We start from the raw sequence: 17,511 nt of genomic DNA, 5'->3' as shown, positions 1-17,511 counted from the left end.
GCTAGCGGCTCAGCTCGTAGGCGCACATGTTGACGGTCGAGGCCAGGTTCAGCGACTCGATGGCACCGCAACCAGCAATGGTGAACGGCTGGGCGCCGAGCGCGCTGAGCTGCTCGCGCGGCACGCCGCGGGCTTCATTGCCGAACAGGTAGCAGTCGAAGCCCTTGAAGCTGGCGGACTGCAGGCTGTCGCCTTGCATGTCCAAGCAGGCGATGCGCGGGAAGCGCTCGGCCAGGGAGTCCAGCTGCACATCCAGCTCCAGCGGCGCATGGAAGATGGCGCCCATGCTCGAACGCACCACCTTGGGGTTGTACGGGTCGACGCTGCCGGGGCTGAGCAGGCAGCGGAAGCCGCCGAACCAGGCCAGGGTGCGCAGGATGGTGCCGAGGTTGCCCGGGTCCTGGATCTCGTGCAGGTAGATGGCGCGCTCGCCGGCAGCCACCGGCGCGGTGCCCTGCGGCATCGGCACCACGGCGACCATGCCCTGCGGCGTCTTGGTGTCGGAGATCTGCGCCATCTGCCGCTCACTGACCACATGGGTCTTGAACGGGCTCTGCCAGTGCTCGTGGGCGGCGGTTAGGTACAACTGGCTGCGCTGCAGCAGCGGGTTGTGCACGGCCGCCTTCTGCAGCTCCAGCACCAGGTGCTCGCCCTCCACCAGGAAGTGGCCGAACTCGGCGCGGTACTTCTTCTGCTGTAGCTTCTTGACGTCGTCGAGCTTCATCAAGCGCCCTGCCCGGCCAGCATCGATTTGGCCACCGCCTCGGCAACCTTGATGCCGTCCACGCCTGCCGAGAGGATGCCGCCGGCGTAGCCCGCGCCCTCGCCGGCCGGGTATAGGCCCTTGAGGTTGAGGCTCTGCAGGCTCTCGTTGTCGCGAGTGATGCGCACCGGCGACGAAGTACGGGTCTCGATACCGGTGAGGATCGCGTCGTCGCGGTCGAAACCACGAATCTGCTTGCCGAAGGCCGGCAGCGCCTCGCGGATGGCCTCGATGGCGTATTCCGGCAGCGACGGCGCCAGGTCGCCCAGGCGCACGCCGGGCTTGTACGAAGGCTCGACCTCGCCGAACTCGCTCGACGGCGTGCCGCGGATAAAGTCGCCCACCAATTGGGCCGGCGCGCAGTAGTCGCGCCCACCCAGCTCGTAGGCACGCGACTCCAGGCGCTCCTGGAACTCCACGCCGGCCAGCGGGCCGCCGGGGAAGTCCTGCTCCGGGTTGATGCCGACGACGATGCCGGAGTTGGCGTTGCGCTCGTTGCGCGAGTACTGGCTCATGCCGTTGGTGACCACGCGCTCCGGCTCGGAGGTGGCGGCCACCACGGTGCCGCCCGGGCACATGCAGAAGCTGTACACGGCGCGGCCGTTCTTGGCGTGGTGCACCAGCTTGTAGTCGGCGGCGCCCAGCTCCGGGTGACCGGCGTACTTGCCCAGGCGGGCCTGGTCGATCAGCGATTGCGGGTGCTCGACACGGAAGCCGATGGCGAAGGGTTTGGCCTCGATGAACACTTGCTGCCGATGCAGCATACGGAAGGTGTCGCGCGAGCTATGGCCCAGCGCCAGCACCACGTGGCGGCTGCGGATGGTCTCGCCACTGGCCAGCACCACGCCTTCCAGCTGGCCGTCGTCGATCAGCAGGTCGCTGACCCTGCTCTCGAAGCGCACCTCGCCGCCCAGGGCGATGATCTCCTCGCGCATGGCCGCCACCACGCCGGTGAGGCGGAAGGTGCCGATGTGCGGCTTGCTGACGTACATGATCTCTTCCGGCGCGCCGGCGCGGACGAACTCGTGCATCACCTTGCGGCCGTAGAACTTCGGGTCCTTGATCTGGCTGTATAGCTTGCCGTCGGAGAACAGTCCGGCCCCGCCCTCGCCGAACTGCACGTTGGATTCCGGGGTCAGCACCTTCTTGCGCCACAGGGCCCAGGTGTCCTTGGTGCGGCGGCGCACATCCTTGCCGCGTTCCAGCACGATGGGCTTGAAGCCCATCTGCGCCAGCAGCAGCGCGGCGAACAGACCGCAGGGACCGAAGCCCACCACCAGCGGGCGCTCGCTCAGGCCGGCCGGTGCCTGGCCGACCGGGTAGTAGTGGGTGTCCGGGGCCACACGGATGTGCTGGTCATCGGCGAAGCGTGCCAGGACCGCCGCCTCGTCACGCACCTCGAGATCGATGATGTAGATGAACAGGATGACGCTGTTCTTCTTGCGCGCATCGTAGCTGCGCTTGAATACGCTGAAGTTCAGCAGGTCGGCGTCGGCAATGCCCAGGCGCTTGATGATGGCCTGGCGCAGTTCATCGGCGGAATGATCGAGGGGCAGGGACAGTTCGTTGATGCGAATCATGGCGGTAATCCTGGCCGGTCGACCCGGCAAAGGAAGCGAAGAAGGAGGGGTAAGGTGCCAATTGTAGCCGCGGCCACCCTGCCCTGTCAGGCCGCCTGCCGGAGCGCGGGCCCCGTGGATTTAACCTGCGGCGCACTATCGGCTTATAATTGCCGCCACTTTGCGGACCGCTGCCCGAGCACCGGCCCGCACCCCACCCGATTTTCCGTGCCTGGCCCCCTCATGAAGCGCTCCAAAAGCAGCAGCCGCTGGCTGAACGAACACGTCAACGATCCTTACGTCAAACGCGCACAGAAGGACGGCTACCGCTCGCGGGCCAGCTACAAGCTGCTCGAGCTGAACGAGAAGGACAAGCTGATCCGCCCCGGCATGCTGGTGATGGACCTGGGCTCGGCACCCGGCGGCTGGTCCCAGGTGGCCGGCAAGATCGTCGGCGACAACGGCCGCGTGATCGCCAGCGACATCCTGCCGATGGACCCGCTGGACAACGTCGACTTCATCCAGGGCGACTTCACCGAGGATGCCGTGTTCCAGCAGATCCTCGCCAAGCTCGACGGCCGCCAGCCCGACCTGATCATCTCCGACATCGCACCGAACATCAGCGGCGTCGCGGTAGCCGACCAGGCCTCGTCGATGTACCTGGTCGAACTCACCCTCGACATGGTCCGCCAGGTGCTCAAGCCCGGCGGCAACTATGCGGTCAAGGTGTTCCAGGGCGAAGGCTCCGAGGCCTTCCTGAAGGACGTGCGCAGCTCGTTCGAGAAGGTGGCGATCCGCAAGCCGGAAGCCTCGCGCCCACGCTCGCGGGAAGTCTATCTGGTGGGCAAAGGCTTCAAGGGCTAAGGCGCCTCGGCGCTGCAGTGCCGGCGAGCAAGCAACAGCGGCTCCCCCGATCCAGACGGCCATGCCACTCCGCTCGATGGCAGTGACCTTTTGCGAGCGTTGCCAGCCCAAAGCTAGATGTCTTTGCCGCAATCCAGGCTAACCACAGACCGCGGTTAGCCAGCAGAATGTTCGTATTTTCACCTAGCTCCGGGGCCCTCCCGGAGTGCGAAATTCCCCATCCGGACCATAACGACTAGAGCCGGTGAGGGGCAGTGGCACACCGTTACTCCCGGTGGCCACAGTCCTGGCTTGGCCCCGTCTGGCTGGCGTGCAGCGCCGGCAGCGGCGGCAGGAGCCATGGAACGACAGCCGCCATCGGGCACAACCCGTGGCGGTACCCGGCTACAGAAACCTTGCATGGATACCTTGCGATGCCCTCCAACCTGAAGTTCAGCCAGAAGATCCTGCTGGCCGCCTCACTGGTGACGATTGTTGCGTTCACCCTGTTCGTGCTGTTCAACGACTACCGCCAGCGCCAGACCCTGAATGCCGACGTGCACGCCTCGCTGCAGGAAGTCGGCAGCCTGGCCACGCGCAACATCAAGACCTGGCTGGACGGCCGCATCCAGCTGGTCGAGTCCCTGGCCCAGCAGCTTTCCGCCAACGGCGAGCAGGGCCAGCCGCTGGAGGCCGCGCTAAACCTGCCGGTCTACGGCCAGCGCTTCCAGCTCACCTACTTCGGCGGCGCGGATGGCGCCATGACCTCGGTGCCGGTGGGTAACCGCCCGGCCGACTACGACCCGCGCGCCCGCGGCTGGTACAAGGCCGCCAGCGCCGCCCAGGGCAGCGCGCTGACCGAGCCCTATATCGCCGCCTCCTCGCAGAAGCTGGTGATCACCATCGCCACCCCGGTGCGCCGTGACGGCCAGATGGTCGGCGTGGCCGGTGCCGACATGGACCTGGCGAGCATCGCCCAGCTGCTGGAGTCGCTGAAGTTCCAGGGCCACGGCCATGCCTTCCTGGTCAGCGCCCAGGGCAAGGTGCTGCTGCACCCAGACAGCAACTACACCCTCAAGGACATCCAGGAGCTGTACCCGCAGGACACCCCGCGCGTGCAGGCCGGCGTCAGCGAGGTCGAGGTGGACGGCAAGACCCAGTTCATCGCCTTCACCCCGCTGGAAGGCCTGCCCTCGGCCAACTGGTACGTGGCCCTGGTGCTGGACCAGGACGCCGCCTTCGCCGCCCTCGGCGAGTTCCGCACCTCGGCCGTGGTCGCCACCATCGTCGCGGTGATCGCCACCGTGTTCCTGCTGGGCATGCTGATCCGCGTACTGATGCAGCCGCTTTTGCTGATGGGCAAGGCCATGCGCGACATCGCCCAGGGCGACGGCGACCTGACCAAGCGCCTGAGCGTGCAGAGCCAAGACGAATTCGGCGAGCTGGCCACCTCGTTCAACCAGTTCGTCGAGCGTATTCATGGCTCGATCCGCGAGGTGTCCTCGGCCACCGGCCAGCTCAACGAAGTGGCCAAGCTGGTGGTCAACGCCTCCAATTCGTCCATGGCCAACTCCGATGAGCAGGCCAGCCGCACCAACAGCGTGGCCGCGGCGATCAACGAGCTGGGCGCCGCCGCCCAGGAGATCGCGCGCAACGCCGCCGACGCCTCCAACCAGGCCTCGGATGCCCGTCATCTGGCCGAGGACGGTAGCCAGGTGCTGCAGAAGACCATCGTGGCGATGAACGAGCTGTCGGAGAAGATCAGCGCCTCCAGCGCCAACATCGAGGTGCTGAACAGCAAGACCGTGGACATCGGCCAGATCCTCGAGGTGATCAAGAGCATCTCCGCGCAGACCAACCTCCTCGCCCTCAATGCGGCCATCGAGGCGGCGCGTGCCGGCGAGGCCGGGCGCGGCTTCGCGGTGGTGGCGGACGAAGTGCGCAGCCTGGCCCACCGCACCCAGGAGTCGGCCCAGGAAATCCACAAGATGATCGAGGAGCTGCAGGTCGGCGCCCGTGATTCGGTCACCACCATGACCGAGAGCCAGCACTACAGCGCGCAGAGCGTGGAGATCGCCAACCAGGCCGGCGAGCGCCTGGGCAGCGTGACCCAGCGCATCGGCGAGATCGACGGCATGAACCAGTCAGTGGCCACCGCCACCGAGGAGCAGACCGCCGTGGTCGAGGCGCTGAACATGGACATCAACGAGATCAATACCCTCAACCAGGAAGGCGTGGAGAATCTGCAGGCCACCCTGCGCGCCTGCGGCGACCTGGAACGCCAGGCCGCCCGTCTGCAGCAGCTGGTCGGCAGTTTCCGCATCTGAGTACAGACCGGTGGGCTTGCCGCCCACCGGGTCGCATTGCTGCCGCGCCAAACCAGCAGCGGCGGCACGGATCGCCCTCGGCATTTCCGCTGCCGCCGCTGCCTTCCTATGCTTCGACGTAGCGAAATATGTGCAGCCATGAGCAGGCGTTTGACATAACCGAGCAACTGTTTGACATAATTGACACCCTGAGCCCAGAGTTCAGCGTGCAGCAGGTTCCTTGCGCCACCCATCAGTAGCCAGCGGTGATAACAAGATGATTGAGGTAACTGAGGTTTCCATTGCCGAGTTGCGTGCGGCGCTCGAGTCCGGTCGCACCACGGCGGTCGAACTGGTCAAGGCCTACCTGGCCCGCATCGACGCCTACGACGGCCCCGAGACCGCGACCCGGCTCAACGCCGTGGTCGTGCGCAACCCCGATGCGCTGCAGGAGGCCGAGGCCTCCGACGCCCGCCGCGCCCGCGGCGAGACGCTCGGCCCGCTGGATGGCATTCCCTACACGGCCAAGGACAGCTACCTGGTCAAGGGCCTGACCGCCGCCTCCGGGAGCCCCGCCTTCAAGGATCTGCTCGCCTACCGCGACGCCTTCACCGTCGAGCGCCTGCGCGCCGCCGGCGCCATCTGCCTGGGCAAGACCAATATGCCGCCCATGGCCAACGGCGGCATGCAGCGCGGCGTGTATGGTCGTGCGGAGAGCCCATACAACGCCGCCTACCTCACCGCGCCCTTCGCGTCCGGCTCGTCCAACGGTGCCGGCACCGCTACCGCCGCTAGCTATTCCGCCTTCGGCCTGGCCGAGGAAACCTGGTCCAGCGGCCGTGGCCCGGCCTCCAACAACGGCCTGTGCGCCTACACGCCGTCGCGCGGGGTGATCTCGGTACGCGGCAACTGGCCGCTGACGCCGACCATGGACGTGGTGGTGCCCTACGCACGGACCATGGCCGATCTGCTCGAAGTGCTCGACGTGGTGGTGGCCGATGACGCCGAGACCCGCGGCGACCTGTGGCGCCTGCAGCCCTGGGTGCCGATCCCCAAGGCCTCCGAGGTGCGCCCGGCGTCTTACCTGGAGCTGGCCGCCGGCGCCGCCGCGCTCAAGGGCAAGCGCCTGGGCGTGCCGCGCATGTACATCAACAAGGACGAGCTGGCCGGCACCAGCGAGAAACCCGGCATCGGCGGCCCGACCGGCCAGCGCATTCATACCCGTGCCTCGGTGATCGCACTGTGGGAAGCGGCTCGCAAGGCCCTGGAAGCCGCCGGCGCCGAAGTCATCGAAGTGGACTTCCCGCTGGTGTCCAACTGCGAGGGCGATCGCCCGGGCGCGCCGACCGTGTACAACCGCGGCCTGGTGAGCAAGGAGTTCCTGCATGACGAGCTGTGGGAGCTGTCGGGCTGGGCCTTCGACGACTTCCTGCGCGCCAACGGCGATCCCAAGCTGAACAGGCTGGCGGACGTCGACGGCCCGCAGATCTTCCCGCACGACCCGGGCACTCTGCCCAATCGCGAGGACGACCTGGCCGCCGGCATGGACGAGTACGTCAACATGGCCAAGCGTGGCCTCAAGACCTGGGACCAGATCGAGACCCTGCCCGACGGCCTGCGTGGCCTGGAGCAGACGCGCAAGATCGACCTGGAAGACTGGATGGACGAGCTCAAGCTCGACGCCGTGCTGTTCCCCACCGTGGCCGACGTGGGCCCGGCGGATGCCGACGTCAACCCGGCCTCGGCGGACATCGCCTGGAGCAATGGCATCTGGGTCGCCAACGGCAACCTCGCCATTCGCCACCTGGGCGTACCCACGGTCACCGTGCCGATGGGCGTGATGGCCGATATCGGCATGCCGGTGGGTCTGACTTTCGCCGGTCGGGCCTACGACGACTCGGCGCTGCTGCGTTTCGCCGCAGCCTTCGAGTCGACCGGTAGCAAGCGCCTGGTGCCGCCGCGCACCCCGCCGCTGGGTAACTGATGGAGTAGCGGATCGGTGCCGCAATGGCACCGGTCCCGCCCGGCTTCAGCCGCCCGCAGCAGACGGACCGCGGGGCCGTATGACGCGGGCGGGATTGCCCGCCACGGTCGCCCCGGCAGGTACATCGCGAGTCACCACGCTGCCCGCACCGATCAGGGCGTCATCACCAACCGTAACGCCAGGCAGGATCAGCGCCCCCGCGCCTATCCAGACATTCGCACCGATGCTTATGGGCCTGCCGAACTCCAGCAGCTGGGCGCGCAGCTCGGGCTCGCGCGGATGATCTGCGCTCAGCAGCTGCACGCCCGGGCCGATCTGCGTGCCGGCGCCGATGCTGACCCGGCAGACGTCGAGAATGACGCAGCCGAAGTTCATGAACACACCGGGGCCCAGATGGATGTTGTAGCCATAGTCGCAATGGAACGGCGGCCGTATGTTCACCCCCTCGCCCACCGCGCCCATGAGCTCGGCCAGCAGCGCGCGACGCTCTTCCAGCGAGGCCGCGCCGGCGGCGTTGTAGCGCGCCATCCAGTCCGCCGCGCGCTGCGCATCGGCGGCCAGTTCGGGGCCGCAAGCCACATACAGCTCCCTGGCCAACATCAGTTGTTTCTGCGAACGCTGTGTCATCGCTGACCTCTCGGCTGGCGTCTGTGGGATAGGGCTGGCCGCGCGCATGTCGCTGCAGGACATCCGCCCCCCCTCGGCAGGCGCAGCGTCTCGCCGGCTAGACATCCACCGTCACCCAGGCGGGGGCGTGGTCGCTGGCATGTGGTTCACCGCGTACCCAGCGGTCCACGCCGGCGTCCTGCAAGCCCTTGGCCAGCGTCTCGCTGAGCAGCAGGTGGTCGATGCGCAGCCCCGAATTGCGCTGCCAGTGCTGGCGAAAATAGTCCCAGAAGGTATAGAGCCGCTCCTCGGGAAAGCGCGCGCGCAGCGCATCGGTCCAGCCCTGTTGCAGCAGGCGCTGGTAACAGGCACGGCTTTCCGGTTGCAGCAGCGCGTCCTTCTGCCAGGAGCGCGGGTTGTAGATGTCCAGATCGGTCGGCACCACGTTGTAGTCGCCGGCCAGCACCACCGGATGGCCGCTGCTGGCGAGGGATTCGGCATGGGCGATCAGGCGCTCGAACCAGGCCAGCTTGTAGTCGAACTTCGGGCCCGGCTGTGGATTGCCGTTGGGCAGATACAGGCAACCGACGATCACGCCATGGGCCGCCGCCTCCAGATAGCGGCTCTGGGTGTCGCTCGCGTCGCCGGGCAGCTCGCGGCGGATCTCCAGCGGCTGCATGCCCTTGGCCAGGATCGCCACGCCGTTCCAGGCCGGCTGGCCGCGCCAGAGTACCCCGTAGCCGGCGTCACGCAGGGCATCGGCGGGAAACTTGTGATCGGCCGCCTTGAGCTCCTGCAGACACACGATGTCCGGGGCTTCGCGCTCCAGCCAGGCGAGCAAGGCCGCCAGGCGCGACTGGATGCCGTTGACGTTGAAGGTGGCGATACGCAGCGTGGCCAAACGTGCCTCGGGCGATAACAGATGGATGTTGTCGACGCTTCCCTCCGCTCGCCAGAGCGGGAGGATATGCCCCATAGATGCTGGCGCGGCCGAGTGAGTTCAGCACAGCGAGCCGGCCCGCCCAACAGAAACCCGGCTGCACGCCGGGTCTGGTGGTTAAGGCGGGTCAGACATTCACTGGCTGGGCCGTGCCTTGGTCTGGTTGCTCCGTGCTGGGGGAGTCCGGCTCGTTGGGGTCTTTCCAGTCCTCCGGGCGTTCGTCGTCCTGCACCGATGTGTCCGTGCCCGTGTCGGTTTCGGTGTCGGTGTCGGTGTCGGTGTCGGTGTCGGTGTCGGTGTCGGTGTCGTCAGGGACTATGCCGGGCTCGATCGGCTCTTCGGTTTCGGGCTGGTTACCTGGGTTGGTCGTTTGCATGTTTCACCTCGCAAGAGGCCCCGGATGGGCCTCACTGGGTTCGAGGTGGCCGCTTCTACCCCAGTTCAAGCTATCCGCTGCGCGGTAAACGTCGACTCGTCGACAGCCCGTCAAGGCCGGGAGTTATAGGCCGAACTTTTCTGCCAGCGCCCTGTTCTACCGCTCAAGGATAGGGACGCATGCAGCCAAGCGCAGCGCCTATCCACTCCTGCGCAGCGCACTTCGGTTGGCCGCATTGGCGCAACCATCCACTGAGGCCGATAGGAAACAGCAACATGACGGACTGGCTCAAGGCTGACGGCGAGATGGCGGAGCGCATCCGCGGCTATGACTGGTCCGCCACCACGTTGGGTGCCATCGGCGACTGGCCCGACGTGCTCAAGACCACCCTCGCCCTGTGCCTGGATTCGCGCTTTCCCCAGGTCATCATGTGGGGCCGCGACCTGGTCACGCTGCACAACGACGCCTTCAGCCCGATACTTGGCAGCAAGCCCGCCGCCCTCGGGCGGCCGTTCAGCGACGTATGGAAGGAGGTCTGGGGCGACGTCAGCCCGATTGCCGAACGCGCATGGGCAGGCCAGGCCACCTATGTCGAGGACTTCCCCCTGTTCATCGAGCGCAGCGGTGAACCGGAGCAGGCCTACTTCACCTTCTGCTACAGCCCGATTCGCGATCACACCGGCCGCGTCGTCGCCATCCTCGATACGGTCACGGAGACCACCGCCACGGTGGTCGCCAACCAGCGACTCGGCTTTCTCGCCGCACTGGCGGCCGAGGTGGCCGACGCCACCAGCCCCGACATGATCATGGCCACCACCACGCGCATGCTCGGCGAACACCTGCGGCTGTCCGGCTGTGCCTATGCCGAGATGGACGCGGACGAGAATGGCCTGACCGTGCGTGGCGACTGGGTCAAATCCGGGATGCCAAGCCTGCAGGGACGTTACAGCCTGGCCGATTACGGCGAACTCGCCGTGCGTAATCTGCGCGCCGGCCAACCGCTGGTGATCAACGATCTGCGGCAGCTGCCGCCGAGCGAGGCCGCCGCGTTCCGCGCCTCGCACATCTCCGCCGCCGTCTGCATGCCGCTGATCAAGGACGGTCGCCTGATCGCCCTGATGGCGGTGCACGACAAGAAGCCACGCTCCTGGTCCGTGTATGAGCGCACCCTGGTCGGCGAAGTAACGCAGCGCTGCTGGGCGCACATCGAGCGGGCCCGTGCCGAGGTGAAGCTGCGCGAACTCAACGAGAGCCTGGAGGAGCGCGTCGCCCTGATGGTGGCCGAGCGCGAGGCCACCGTGGCGGAGCACCACGAGATGCGCAAGATGGAGACCATCGGCCAGCTCACCGGCGGCATCGCGCATGACTTCAACAACCTGCTGACGCCGATCATGGGCACCCTGGACCTGGTGCGCCGGCGCCTGGACGACCAGCGTTCGCGCGAGCTGGTCGACTGCGCCCTGCAGGCCTCCGACCGCGCGCGCACCCTGGTCGGCCGCCTGCTGACCTTCGCCCGCCGGCAGACCCTCAAGCCACGGGCGGTAGCGCTGGATGCGCTGGTCAGTGACATGCGCGACCTGATCGTCCGTTCGCTGGGCCCGATGATCGAAGTAGCGATCGACATTCCCAGTCAGCTGCCGGCGGTGATAGTCGACCCGCACCAGCTCGAACTGGCCATCCTCAATCTGGCGGTCAATGCCCGCGACGCCATGGATGACGGCGGCCGCCTGGAAATCAGTGCGACGTTGGACGACGTGCCCAGCGCCGCCGTGAGAGGTCTGAGCGCCGGACGTTACGCACGGCTGACGATCAGCGACAACGGCAGCGGCATGAGCGCCGAAACGCTCAAACGCTGCGTGGACCCGTTCTTCTCCACCAAGGGCATCGGCAAGGGCACCGGCCTCGGCCTGTCCATGGTGCAGGGGCTGGCGGCGCAATCCGGCGGCGGCCTCGGTATCGAATCGGAAGTGGGGGTGGGCACGCGGGTCAGCATGTGGCTGCCGATCACCGCCAGCCAGGCCGCGAGCGAGGGCGACGAATCCGCCGACGCGCCGCAGGCACCGCGGCCGACGCGGGTGCTGCTGGTCGACGACGAGGACATGGTCCGCCAGACCGTCACCATGCAGCTGCAGGACCTGGGCTACCAGGTGACCGGAGCCGCCTCGGCGGCCACCGCACTGCGCCTGATCGACGACGGCCTGGCGCCGGACGTGCTGGTCACCGACCACATCATGCAGGACAAGACCGGCGCCCAGCTCGCCCGCGAGCTACGCCAGCGCATTCCCAGCCTGCCGGTGCTGATCATCTCCGGCTACGCCAACCTCACCCCGGCACAGATGCGCGGCTTCGAGGTGCTGGCGAAGCCCTTCCGCCGCAGCGAACTCGCCGCGCGCCTGGTACAGATGCTGAGCGTCGCTAGCTGAGGCTGCATCCCGCTTCCCGCTGACAGAGCCACAGCTCGGCCCGGCGCCCCGCATGGAGGCGCTTGAAGCCACCACGGCGGCCAATCAACCTGCCGAGAAAAAGTTGAACTCCCTTTTCCGCTGCCGGTCGGTTTAAAAAATCCCCTGCCGCCGTTGCGCTTGCCGTCACTCGACGTGGCTTCACGAGTGCCAGCGTCGGCGACATTGTTATTCCCCGCGAAAGGAAATCCGCGATGTCCGTTTCTCAGCTTGCCGAGCTACTCAAACAGAACGAAGAACAGCTTCTGGACAAATGGATGGCCGCCCAGCGCGCCGCCGGCATCCGCATCGACCTGATCGACGAGCGCGCCGTTCAGGAAAGCTCCCGCGAGCTGCTCAAGGCCGTGACCATCGCCCTGGCCCAGGGCTCGGACGATATCGAGGCGCCCGCCTGGAAGCCGCTCATCGCGCAACTCGAACGACTCTCGGTGACCCAGGCGCGCCAGGGCTTCAGCCCTTCCGAGACGGCCACCTTCGTGTTCTCCCTCAAGGAGCCGCTGTTCGACCTGATCCAGAGCCAGGGCAACAATGCCATCGAACTGGTCTGGCTGATCAACAAGCTGATCGACAAGCTCGGCCTGTTCAGCCTCGAGTACTACATGGCCAGCCGCGAGACGGTGATCCGCGAACAGCAGGAAAGCCTGCTGGAGCTCTCCACCCCGGTGGTCCAGCTGTGGGATGGCGTGCTGGCGGTGCCGCTGATCGGCGCGCTGGACAGCAACCGCACGCAGATCGTCATGGAATCGCTGCTGCAGAAGATCGTCGAGACCGAGTCGGACATCGCCATCATCGATATCACCGGCGTGCCGACCGTGGACACCATGGTCGCCCAGCACCTGCTCAAGACCATCACCGCGGCCAAGCTGATGGGCGCCCGCTGCATCATCAGCGGCATTCGCCCGCAGATCGCCGCGACCATCGTGCACCTGGGCGTCGAGCTGGGCGATGTGGTGACCAAGGCTTCCCTGTCCGACGCCTTCAAGCTGGCGCTCAAAGAGCTGGACGTTCGTCTGGTCAGCGGCAAGGCACGCTAAGGACGGGCGCCATGGTAGATCGCATTCCAATTCTCAAGATGGGCAACTACCTGCTGCTCAGCATCCAGGTCGACATGCACGACCAGCTGGCGCTGGACCTGCAGGAAGACCTCACCGCACAGATCGTGCGCCACAAGGCCAAGGGCGTGCTGATCGATATTTCCTCCCTGGAGATAGTCGACTCCTTCATCGGCCGCATGCTCTCGCACATAGCCAACGTCTCCCGGATTCTCGATGCCAAGGTGATAGTGGTCGGCATGCAGCCGGCCGTGGCCATCACGCTGGTGGAGCTGGGCCTGTCCCTGGAGGGTATCGCCACCGCGCTGAACATCGAGAAAGGCATGCGCTGGCTGGAGAACAGCGTGAACGAGGACGACATTGCCGGGGAGCCCGAGAGTGAAGACGCAGACGCTCCCTCTGAAGCAGGAAACTGACATCGTCATCATCCGCCAGCAGGTACGCAAACTCGCCGAGCAAGCCCGCCTGGGCCTGGTCTCGCAGACCAAGATAGTCACCGCGGCCAGCGAAATTGCGCGTAACGCGCTGATCTACGGCAATGGCGGCGAATGCCAGCTGGAGCTCGCCAGCCGCGAGGGTCGTGCGGCCGTGCGCCTGGTCATCCGCGACCAGGGGCCGGGCATCGCCGACATCGAGCGCGCCCTGGTCGACGGCTATACCTCGGGCAGCGGGCTAGGCCTCGGTCTCAGCGGCTCACGCCGCCTGGTGGACGAATTCGCCATCGACAGTCAGCCCGGCGCCGGCACCACCGTGGAGCTATGGAAGTGGAGATGAGCGAACGCTCCACGCAAAGCGTCTTCCCCATCAGCCACACCGCGCACGCCGACGCTGCACGCCGCACCATCGTGCGCCTGGCCGGCCACCTGACCGCCGATGAGCCCCTGCTCGGTCGCATCGGCGTGGTGGTGCAGGAAATGGCGCGCAACCTGGTGATCCACGCCGGCGGTGGCGAACTGCTGTATTACCAGGACGACAGCCGCCTGGAACTGCTGGCGGTGGACCGTGGCCCCGGCATGGCCGATATCGCCCGCTGCCTGGCCGACAGCTATTCCAGCAAGGGCACCATGGGCGCCGGCTTGGGCGCGATCAGTCGACTCTCCGACCGCTTCGATATCTATTCCCAGCCGGAGCGCGGCACCGTGGTGCTGGCCCAGTTTCATCTGCAACCGCTGACAGGACCGCTGATTTCGGCGGGCGTCTCCCTGCCCTACCCGGGCGAGGAGCTGTGCGGCGATGCCTGGGCGGTGAATGGCAACCGCCTGCTGGTGTGCGACGGGCTGGGCCACGGCTACGCGGCCCACGAAGCCAGCCGCAGGGCACGCGAGCTGTTCCGCGAACACGACGCGAACCTCCCGCTGGAGACACTACTCGAACGTATGCACCGGGTACTGATGGCGACCCGCGGTGGCGCCGTGGCCCTGGCGGAGGTCCTGCCGCAACAGGCTCAGGTGCGTTTCTGCGGGATCGGCAACATCGCCGGAATGCTGCACGACGGGCGCAACCGCAGCATGGTGTCCGGCAACGGCACGGTGGGCTACCGGATCGGCAGGATCCAGAGCTTCAGCTATCCCTGGTCGCCGACCACCCTGCTGCTGCTGGCCTCGGACGGCATCAGCACCCGCTTCGACCTGGCCAGCTATCCCGGGCTGGCCGGGCGCCATCCGGCCGTGATCGCGGCGGTACTGCACCGCGACTTCCGCCGGCACAACGACGACGCAACCATGGTGGTAATGAAACATGCATAAGGTGCGGCGCATCGTATCCATAGACATTCGGGAGGAAGTCGATGTGGTCACCTGCCGTCAGAGCGCCAAGCGCATCGCCGCCTGGCTCGACCTGTCGCAACTGGAGCAGATCCGCTTCGCCACCTCGGTGTCGGAGCTGGCCCGCAACATCTACCAGTACGCCGGCCAGGGCGAGTTCCTGTTCGAGCTGGTGGAGAACAAGGCTGGCCTGCTCTGCGGCCTGCGCTTTATCGCCGACGACCAAGGGCCCGGCATAGTCGCCATCGACAGCATTCTCGACGGCAGCTACGTCTCGCCCACCGGCATGGGCGTGGGGCTGCGCGGCGCCCAGCGGCTGATGGATGAATTCGAGATACAGACATCCGCTGACGGTACGCGCATCCTCGGCATGAAGGCGATCCATCCGCCGCGCCCCTCCCCCTCGCCGACGCAGCTGCGCGAAATCCGCGAGCAACTGCACTCCGATGGGGTCGCCGACCCCTATATCGAGCTGCAGGTACGCGGCAAGGAACTGCTGCTGACCGCTGCCGAACTGCAGAACAAGCAGTTCGAGCTGGAGGCCACCAACCAAGAGCTGGAGAACACCAACAAGGGCGTGGTGGCGCTGTATTCCGAGCTGGAGAAGGCCACCGACGAGCTACGGACTGCCAGTCAGTCGAAGAGCCGTTTCTTCGCCAACATGACCCACGAGATCCGCACGCCGATCAACATCGTCGAGAACATCAGCAAGATACTGCTCAAGGGCGTGGACGGGCCGCTCAACCCCGAGCAGTACAAGCAGGTGGCCTTCATCCGCGACGCCGCGTGCGAGCTGTCCGAGCTGGTCAACGAGCTGCTCGACCTGTCCGAGGCCGAGTCCGGGCGCATCGAGATCACCCCGGTGCGCTTCACCCTCGCCGACTTCGTCGAGCAGCTGCGCCAGTTCACCGGCGCCCTGGCGCAGCGGTATCCGGCGCTGGCCTGGGAAGTGCTCGGCGCCACCCATGACGTGGTGCTGGAAACCGACCGCCATCGCCTGTTCCAGATACTGCGCAACCTGATCGGCAATGCCTTCAAGTACACGCCGTCCGGCAAGGTCAGCGTGCGTACCTATCTACCGGACGAACAGAACGTCGAGTTCCTGGTGGAAGACACCGGCATCGGCATCGACGCGGAGAATCACAGTCGCGTCTTCGAGGAATTCCTGCGGGTACGCAACCCCGCCGCGCCACAGATCCAGGGCACCGGCCTGGGCCTACCCGTGGCCCAGCGCCTGGCACGCCTGCTGCGCGGCGAGATCAGCCTGGACAGCGAGCTGGGACGCGGCAGCCGCTTCCTGCTGCAGGTCGCCCGCCTGTATGACCAGCAGGCGCCCGAACCGGCGGCGCTCGACCTGAACGGTATCAACATCCTGCTGATTGATGACAGCGAGGCCGACCGCTACCTGCTGTCGCGCCTGCTGCAGCCCTACCATCCGGTGATCATCGAGGCGGTCAGCGCCACCTCGAGCATCGACAAGCTGCATGCGGTGCGCCCGGACATCATCTTCCTCGACCTGGACCTGCCGGACATCTCCGGCGAGGACCTGCTCGAGAGCATGGACTGGAGCATGCATTCGCGCGTGCTGATCAACACCTCCAAGCCGCTCGCAGGGGCGGCCCTGGAGCATCTGCAGCGTCACAGCCGGGCGGTTCTGCATAAGTCGCACCCGGACTACGCTGAGCAGGTCCTGCATCACGTGGGACGCCTGGTGGAGGAGCAACGCGATGCGCACTAGACGAGTCCTCATCGTCGACGACATGGAAGCCAACCGCTATGTGCTACGCAAGATCCTGGCCGACGAGGAGAGCTTCCAGATCCTGGAGGCCGGTACGGGCGCCGAGGGGCTGCGACTGATGATCGAGGGCGTCGACCTGGTGATCCTCGACATCAACCTGCCGGACATGACCGGTTTCGAGCTGATCCAGAAGGCCGAGCAGAGCCTGGGGCCGTCGCGGCTGCCGGCGATCATCAATATCTCGGCCACCTTCGTCAGCGGCAAGGACAAGGCCACCGGGCTTAACACCGGTGCCCGCGCCTACCTGACCCATCCGATCAACCCGGACGAGGTGCTGGCGACCATCACCAGCCTGCTGAAGAGCAACACCCGGATGGAGCGCATCGAGCGCCAGCGCAACTGGGCCGAGGCGCGTAACGAGCAGCTGAGCAAGGAAAAGGTCATGCTCGAACGCTTCATGCGCTCCTTCAGCCATGACCTGCGTTCGCCGCTGTCGGCGGCGGTGATGGCCACCGGGCTGATGCAGCGCAACCCGGCCCGGCGCACCGAGGATCTGCTCGCCGTGCTGCAGGACAACCTGCGGCGCATCGACGAGATGGTGGGCAACCTGCTGGACATCTCCCACGTCAGCGTCGGCGGCGGCATCAAGCTGATGAGCGAGAGCATGGAGCTGGGCATGCTGCTGCGCGACGCCGTGGCCAACCTCGCCCTGCAGCTGGACAACCCGCTGGAGCTGCAACTGGAAAGCCCCGACCTGCAGATAACCTGGGACCGCTCGGCGTTCCTGCGCATCTTCGACAACCTGGTCGGCAACGCCGCCAAGCATGGCCAGGCGCTCAAGCCGATCCGCATCGAGCAGAGCCAGGAAGGCGATTGCGTCAGGCTGGTGGTGACCAACCAGGGCACCTTCCCCGAGGAAGTGCTGGATAACCTGGCTACCCCCTATTTCATCTCCAGCCGCAGCGACACCAAGGGCTGGGGACTCGGCCTGCCCATCGTCAAGGCCCTGGCGGAGAGCTTCGGCGGCGAGGTGCAGTTCAGCAACCAGGGCGACCTGGCGCGGGTGGAACTGCTGCTGCCGGTCGCCTTGGCGGGCTGAATCCCGACTGCAACACGAAG

Annotated in this window: 15 protein-coding genes and 1 pseudogene; 11 read left to right on the top strand and 5 right to left on the bottom strand. The window is 66.5% G+C overall.

Annotation, left to right across the window (positions count from 1 at the left end; all coding sequences use genetic code 11):
• Nucleotide 1 precedes the first annotated feature (1 nt).
• Nucleotides 2-724, bottom strand: a complete 723-nt coding sequence (locus OH686_RS23115) for a TrmH family RNA methyltransferase (RefSeq protein ID WP_289535527.1) — start codon at nucleotides 722-724, stop codon at nucleotides 2-4.
• Entirely contained in the window at nucleotides 724-2,343 is a 1,620-nt protein-coding gene (locus tag OH686_RS23110) for an NAD(P)/FAD-dependent oxidoreductase (protein WP_289535526.1), read from the bottom strand. The genes OH686_RS23115 and OH686_RS23110 overlap by 1 nt, the downstream gene beginning before the upstream one ends.
• Nucleotides 2,344-2,565: 222 nt before the next feature.
• Between OH686_RS23110 and rlmE the strand changes: the two genes are divergently transcribed.
• The 4 genes and pseudogenes from rlmE to OH686_RS23095 all read left to right on the top strand — a co-directional run bounded on the left by rlmE (nucleotide 2,566) and on the right by OH686_RS23095 (nucleotide 7,455).
• On the top strand, nucleotides 2,566-3,186 hold the full coding sequence (gene rlmE, locus OH686_RS23105) for a 23S rRNA (uridine(2552)-2'-O)-methyltransferase RlmE (protein WP_137972173.1): 621 nt from the start codon (nucleotides 2,566-2,568) through the stop codon (nucleotides 3,184-3,186).
• Between the two features lie 413 nt (nucleotides 3,187-3,599).
• Nucleotides 3,600-4,634, top strand: a pseudogene (locus tag OH686_RS23455) (HAMP domain-containing protein); the annotation flags it as partial.
• 93 nt (nucleotides 4,635-4,727) lie between these two features.
• On the top strand, nucleotides 4,728-5,492 hold the full coding sequence (locus OH686_RS23450) for a methyl-accepting chemotaxis protein (protein WP_502942827.1): 765 nt from the start codon (nucleotides 4,728-4,730) through the stop codon (nucleotides 5,490-5,492).
• A gap of 256 nt (nucleotides 5,493-5,748) precedes the next feature.
• Entirely contained in the window at nucleotides 5,749-7,455 is a 1,707-nt protein-coding gene (locus OH686_RS23095) for an amidase (RefSeq protein ID WP_289535523.1), read from the top strand.
• Between the two features lie 45 nt (nucleotides 7,456-7,500).
• On the opposite strand, the gene OH686_RS23090 is transcribed toward OH686_RS23095, so the two are convergent.
• The 3 genes from OH686_RS23090 to OH686_RS23080 all read right to left on the bottom strand — a co-directional run bounded on the left by OH686_RS23090 (nucleotide 7,501) and on the right by OH686_RS23080 (nucleotide 9,377).
• The gene (locus OH686_RS23090) at nucleotides 7,501-8,082 is read right to left on the bottom strand and encodes a sugar O-acetyltransferase (protein WP_289535522.1); all 582 of its coding nucleotides are present in this window, start codon (nucleotides 8,080-8,082) and stop codon (nucleotides 7,501-7,503) included.
• Between the two features lie 97 nt (nucleotides 8,083-8,179).
• Nucleotides 8,180-8,962: an exodeoxyribonuclease III gene (locus OH686_RS23085; RefSeq protein ID WP_289535520.1), complete on the bottom strand. Its 783-nt coding sequence runs from the start codon at nucleotides 8,960-8,962 to the stop codon at nucleotides 8,180-8,182.
• A gap of 166 nt (nucleotides 8,963-9,128) precedes the next feature.
• Nucleotides 9,129-9,377: a hypothetical protein gene (locus OH686_RS23080; protein ID WP_289535519.1), complete on the bottom strand. Its 249-nt coding sequence runs from the start codon at nucleotides 9,375-9,377 to the stop codon at nucleotides 9,129-9,131.
• A gap of 275 nt (nucleotides 9,378-9,652) precedes the next feature.
• On the opposite strand from OH686_RS23080, the gene OH686_RS23075 reads away from it, so the two are divergent.
• The 7 genes from OH686_RS23075 (at nucleotide 9,653) to OH686_RS23045 (ending at nucleotide 17,491) form a co-directional block, all read left to right on the top strand.
• Nucleotides 9,653-11,800, top strand: a complete 2,148-nt coding sequence (locus OH686_RS23075) for a GAF domain-containing hybrid sensor histidine kinase/response regulator (RefSeq protein WP_289535517.1) — start codon at nucleotides 9,653-9,655, stop codon at nucleotides 11,798-11,800.
• 233 nt (nucleotides 11,801-12,033) lie between these two features.
• Nucleotides 12,034-12,873, top strand: coding sequence for an STAS domain-containing protein (locus OH686_RS23070; protein WP_289535516.1), 840 nt, complete (start codon nucleotides 12,034-12,036; stop codon nucleotides 12,871-12,873).
• Nucleotides 12,874-12,884: 11 nt separating this feature from the next.
• Nucleotides 12,885-13,307, top strand: a complete 423-nt coding sequence (locus OH686_RS23065) for an STAS domain-containing protein (protein ID WP_137972165.1) — start codon at nucleotides 12,885-12,887, stop codon at nucleotides 13,305-13,307.
• The gene (locus OH686_RS23060; RefSeq protein ID WP_256662145.1) at nucleotides 13,270-13,665 is read left to right on the top strand and encodes an ATP-binding protein; all 396 of its coding nucleotides are present in this window, start codon (nucleotides 13,270-13,272) and stop codon (nucleotides 13,663-13,665) included. The genes OH686_RS23065 and OH686_RS23060 overlap by 38 nt, the downstream gene beginning before the upstream one ends.
• Complete coding sequence (locus tag OH686_RS23055) at nucleotides 13,662-14,636, top strand: SpoIIE family protein phosphatase (protein ID WP_289535514.1); 975 nt, start codon at nucleotides 13,662-13,664, stop codon at nucleotides 14,634-14,636. The genes OH686_RS23060 and OH686_RS23055 overlap by 4 nt, the downstream gene beginning before the upstream one ends.
• On the top strand, nucleotides 14,629-16,392 hold the full coding sequence (locus OH686_RS23050) for an ATP-binding response regulator (RefSeq protein ID WP_289535512.1): 1,764 nt from the start codon (nucleotides 14,629-14,631) through the stop codon (nucleotides 16,390-16,392). Before OH686_RS23055 ends, OH686_RS23050 begins: the two co-directional genes overlap by 8 nt.
• Nucleotides 16,382-17,491, top strand: coding sequence for a hybrid sensor histidine kinase/response regulator (locus tag OH686_RS23045; RefSeq protein ID WP_289535511.1), 1,110 nt, complete (start codon nucleotides 16,382-16,384; stop codon nucleotides 17,489-17,491). Before OH686_RS23050 ends, OH686_RS23045 begins: the two co-directional genes overlap by 11 nt.
• The last annotated feature ends 20 nt before the right edge of the window (nucleotides 17,492-17,511 follow it).

It is taken from the genome of Pseudomonas sp. SO81 (genome assembly GCF_030374125.1).
Lineage (GTDB): Bacteria > Pseudomonadota > Gammaproteobacteria > Pseudomonadales > Pseudomonadaceae > Aquipseudomonas.
Note: the sequence above shows the minus strand (reverse complement) of the source record. Positions and strands in the feature narration are given on the sequence as shown.

What these genes read in the sequence shown, in the direction of transcription:
- OH686_RS23115 (WP_289535527.1), bottom strand. Translation starts at nt 724, where the DNA reads ATGAAGCTCGACGACGTCAAGAAGCTACAGCAGAAGAAGTACCGCGCC.
- OH686_RS23110 (WP_289535526.1), bottom strand. Translation starts at nt 2,343, where the DNA reads ATGATTCGCATCAACGAACTGTCCCTGCCCCTCGATCATTCCGCCGAT.
- rlmE (WP_137972173.1), top strand. Translation starts at nt 2,566, where the DNA reads ATGAAGCGCTCCAAAAGCAGCAGCCGCTGGCTGAACGAACACGTCAAC.
- OH686_RS23450 (WP_502942827.1), top strand. Translation starts at nt 4,728, where the DNA reads ATGGCCAACTCCGATGAGCAGGCCAGCCGCACCAACAGCGTGGCCGCG.
- OH686_RS23095 (WP_289535523.1), top strand. Translation starts at nt 5,749, where the DNA reads ATGATTGAGGTAACTGAGGTTTCCATTGCCGAGTTGCGTGCGGCGCTC.
- OH686_RS23090 (WP_289535522.1), bottom strand. Translation starts at nt 8,082, where the DNA reads ATGACACAGCGTTCGCAGAAACAACTGATGTTGGCCAGGGAGCTGTAT.
- OH686_RS23080 (WP_289535519.1), bottom strand. Translation starts at nt 9,377, where the DNA reads ATGCAAACGACCAACCCAGGTAACCAGCCCGAAACCGAAGAGCCGATC.
- OH686_RS23075 (WP_289535517.1), top strand. Translation starts at nt 9,653, where the DNA reads ATGACGGACTGGCTCAAGGCTGACGGCGAGATGGCGGAGCGCATCCGC.
- OH686_RS23070 (WP_289535516.1), top strand. Translation starts at nt 12,034, where the DNA reads ATGTCCGTTTCTCAGCTTGCCGAGCTACTCAAACAGAACGAAGAACAG.
- OH686_RS23065 (WP_137972165.1), top strand. Translation starts at nt 12,885, where the DNA reads ATGGTAGATCGCATTCCAATTCTCAAGATGGGCAACTACCTGCTGCTC.
- OH686_RS23055 (WP_289535514.1), top strand. Translation starts at nt 13,662, where the DNA reads ATGAGCGAACGCTCCACGCAAAGCGTCTTCCCCATCAGCCACACCGCG.
- OH686_RS23050 (WP_289535512.1), top strand. Translation starts at nt 14,629, where the DNA reads ATGCATAAGGTGCGGCGCATCGTATCCATAGACATTCGGGAGGAAGTC.
- OH686_RS23045 (WP_289535511.1), top strand. Translation starts at nt 16,382, where the DNA reads ATGCGCACTAGACGAGTCCTCATCGTCGACGACATGGAAGCCAACCGC.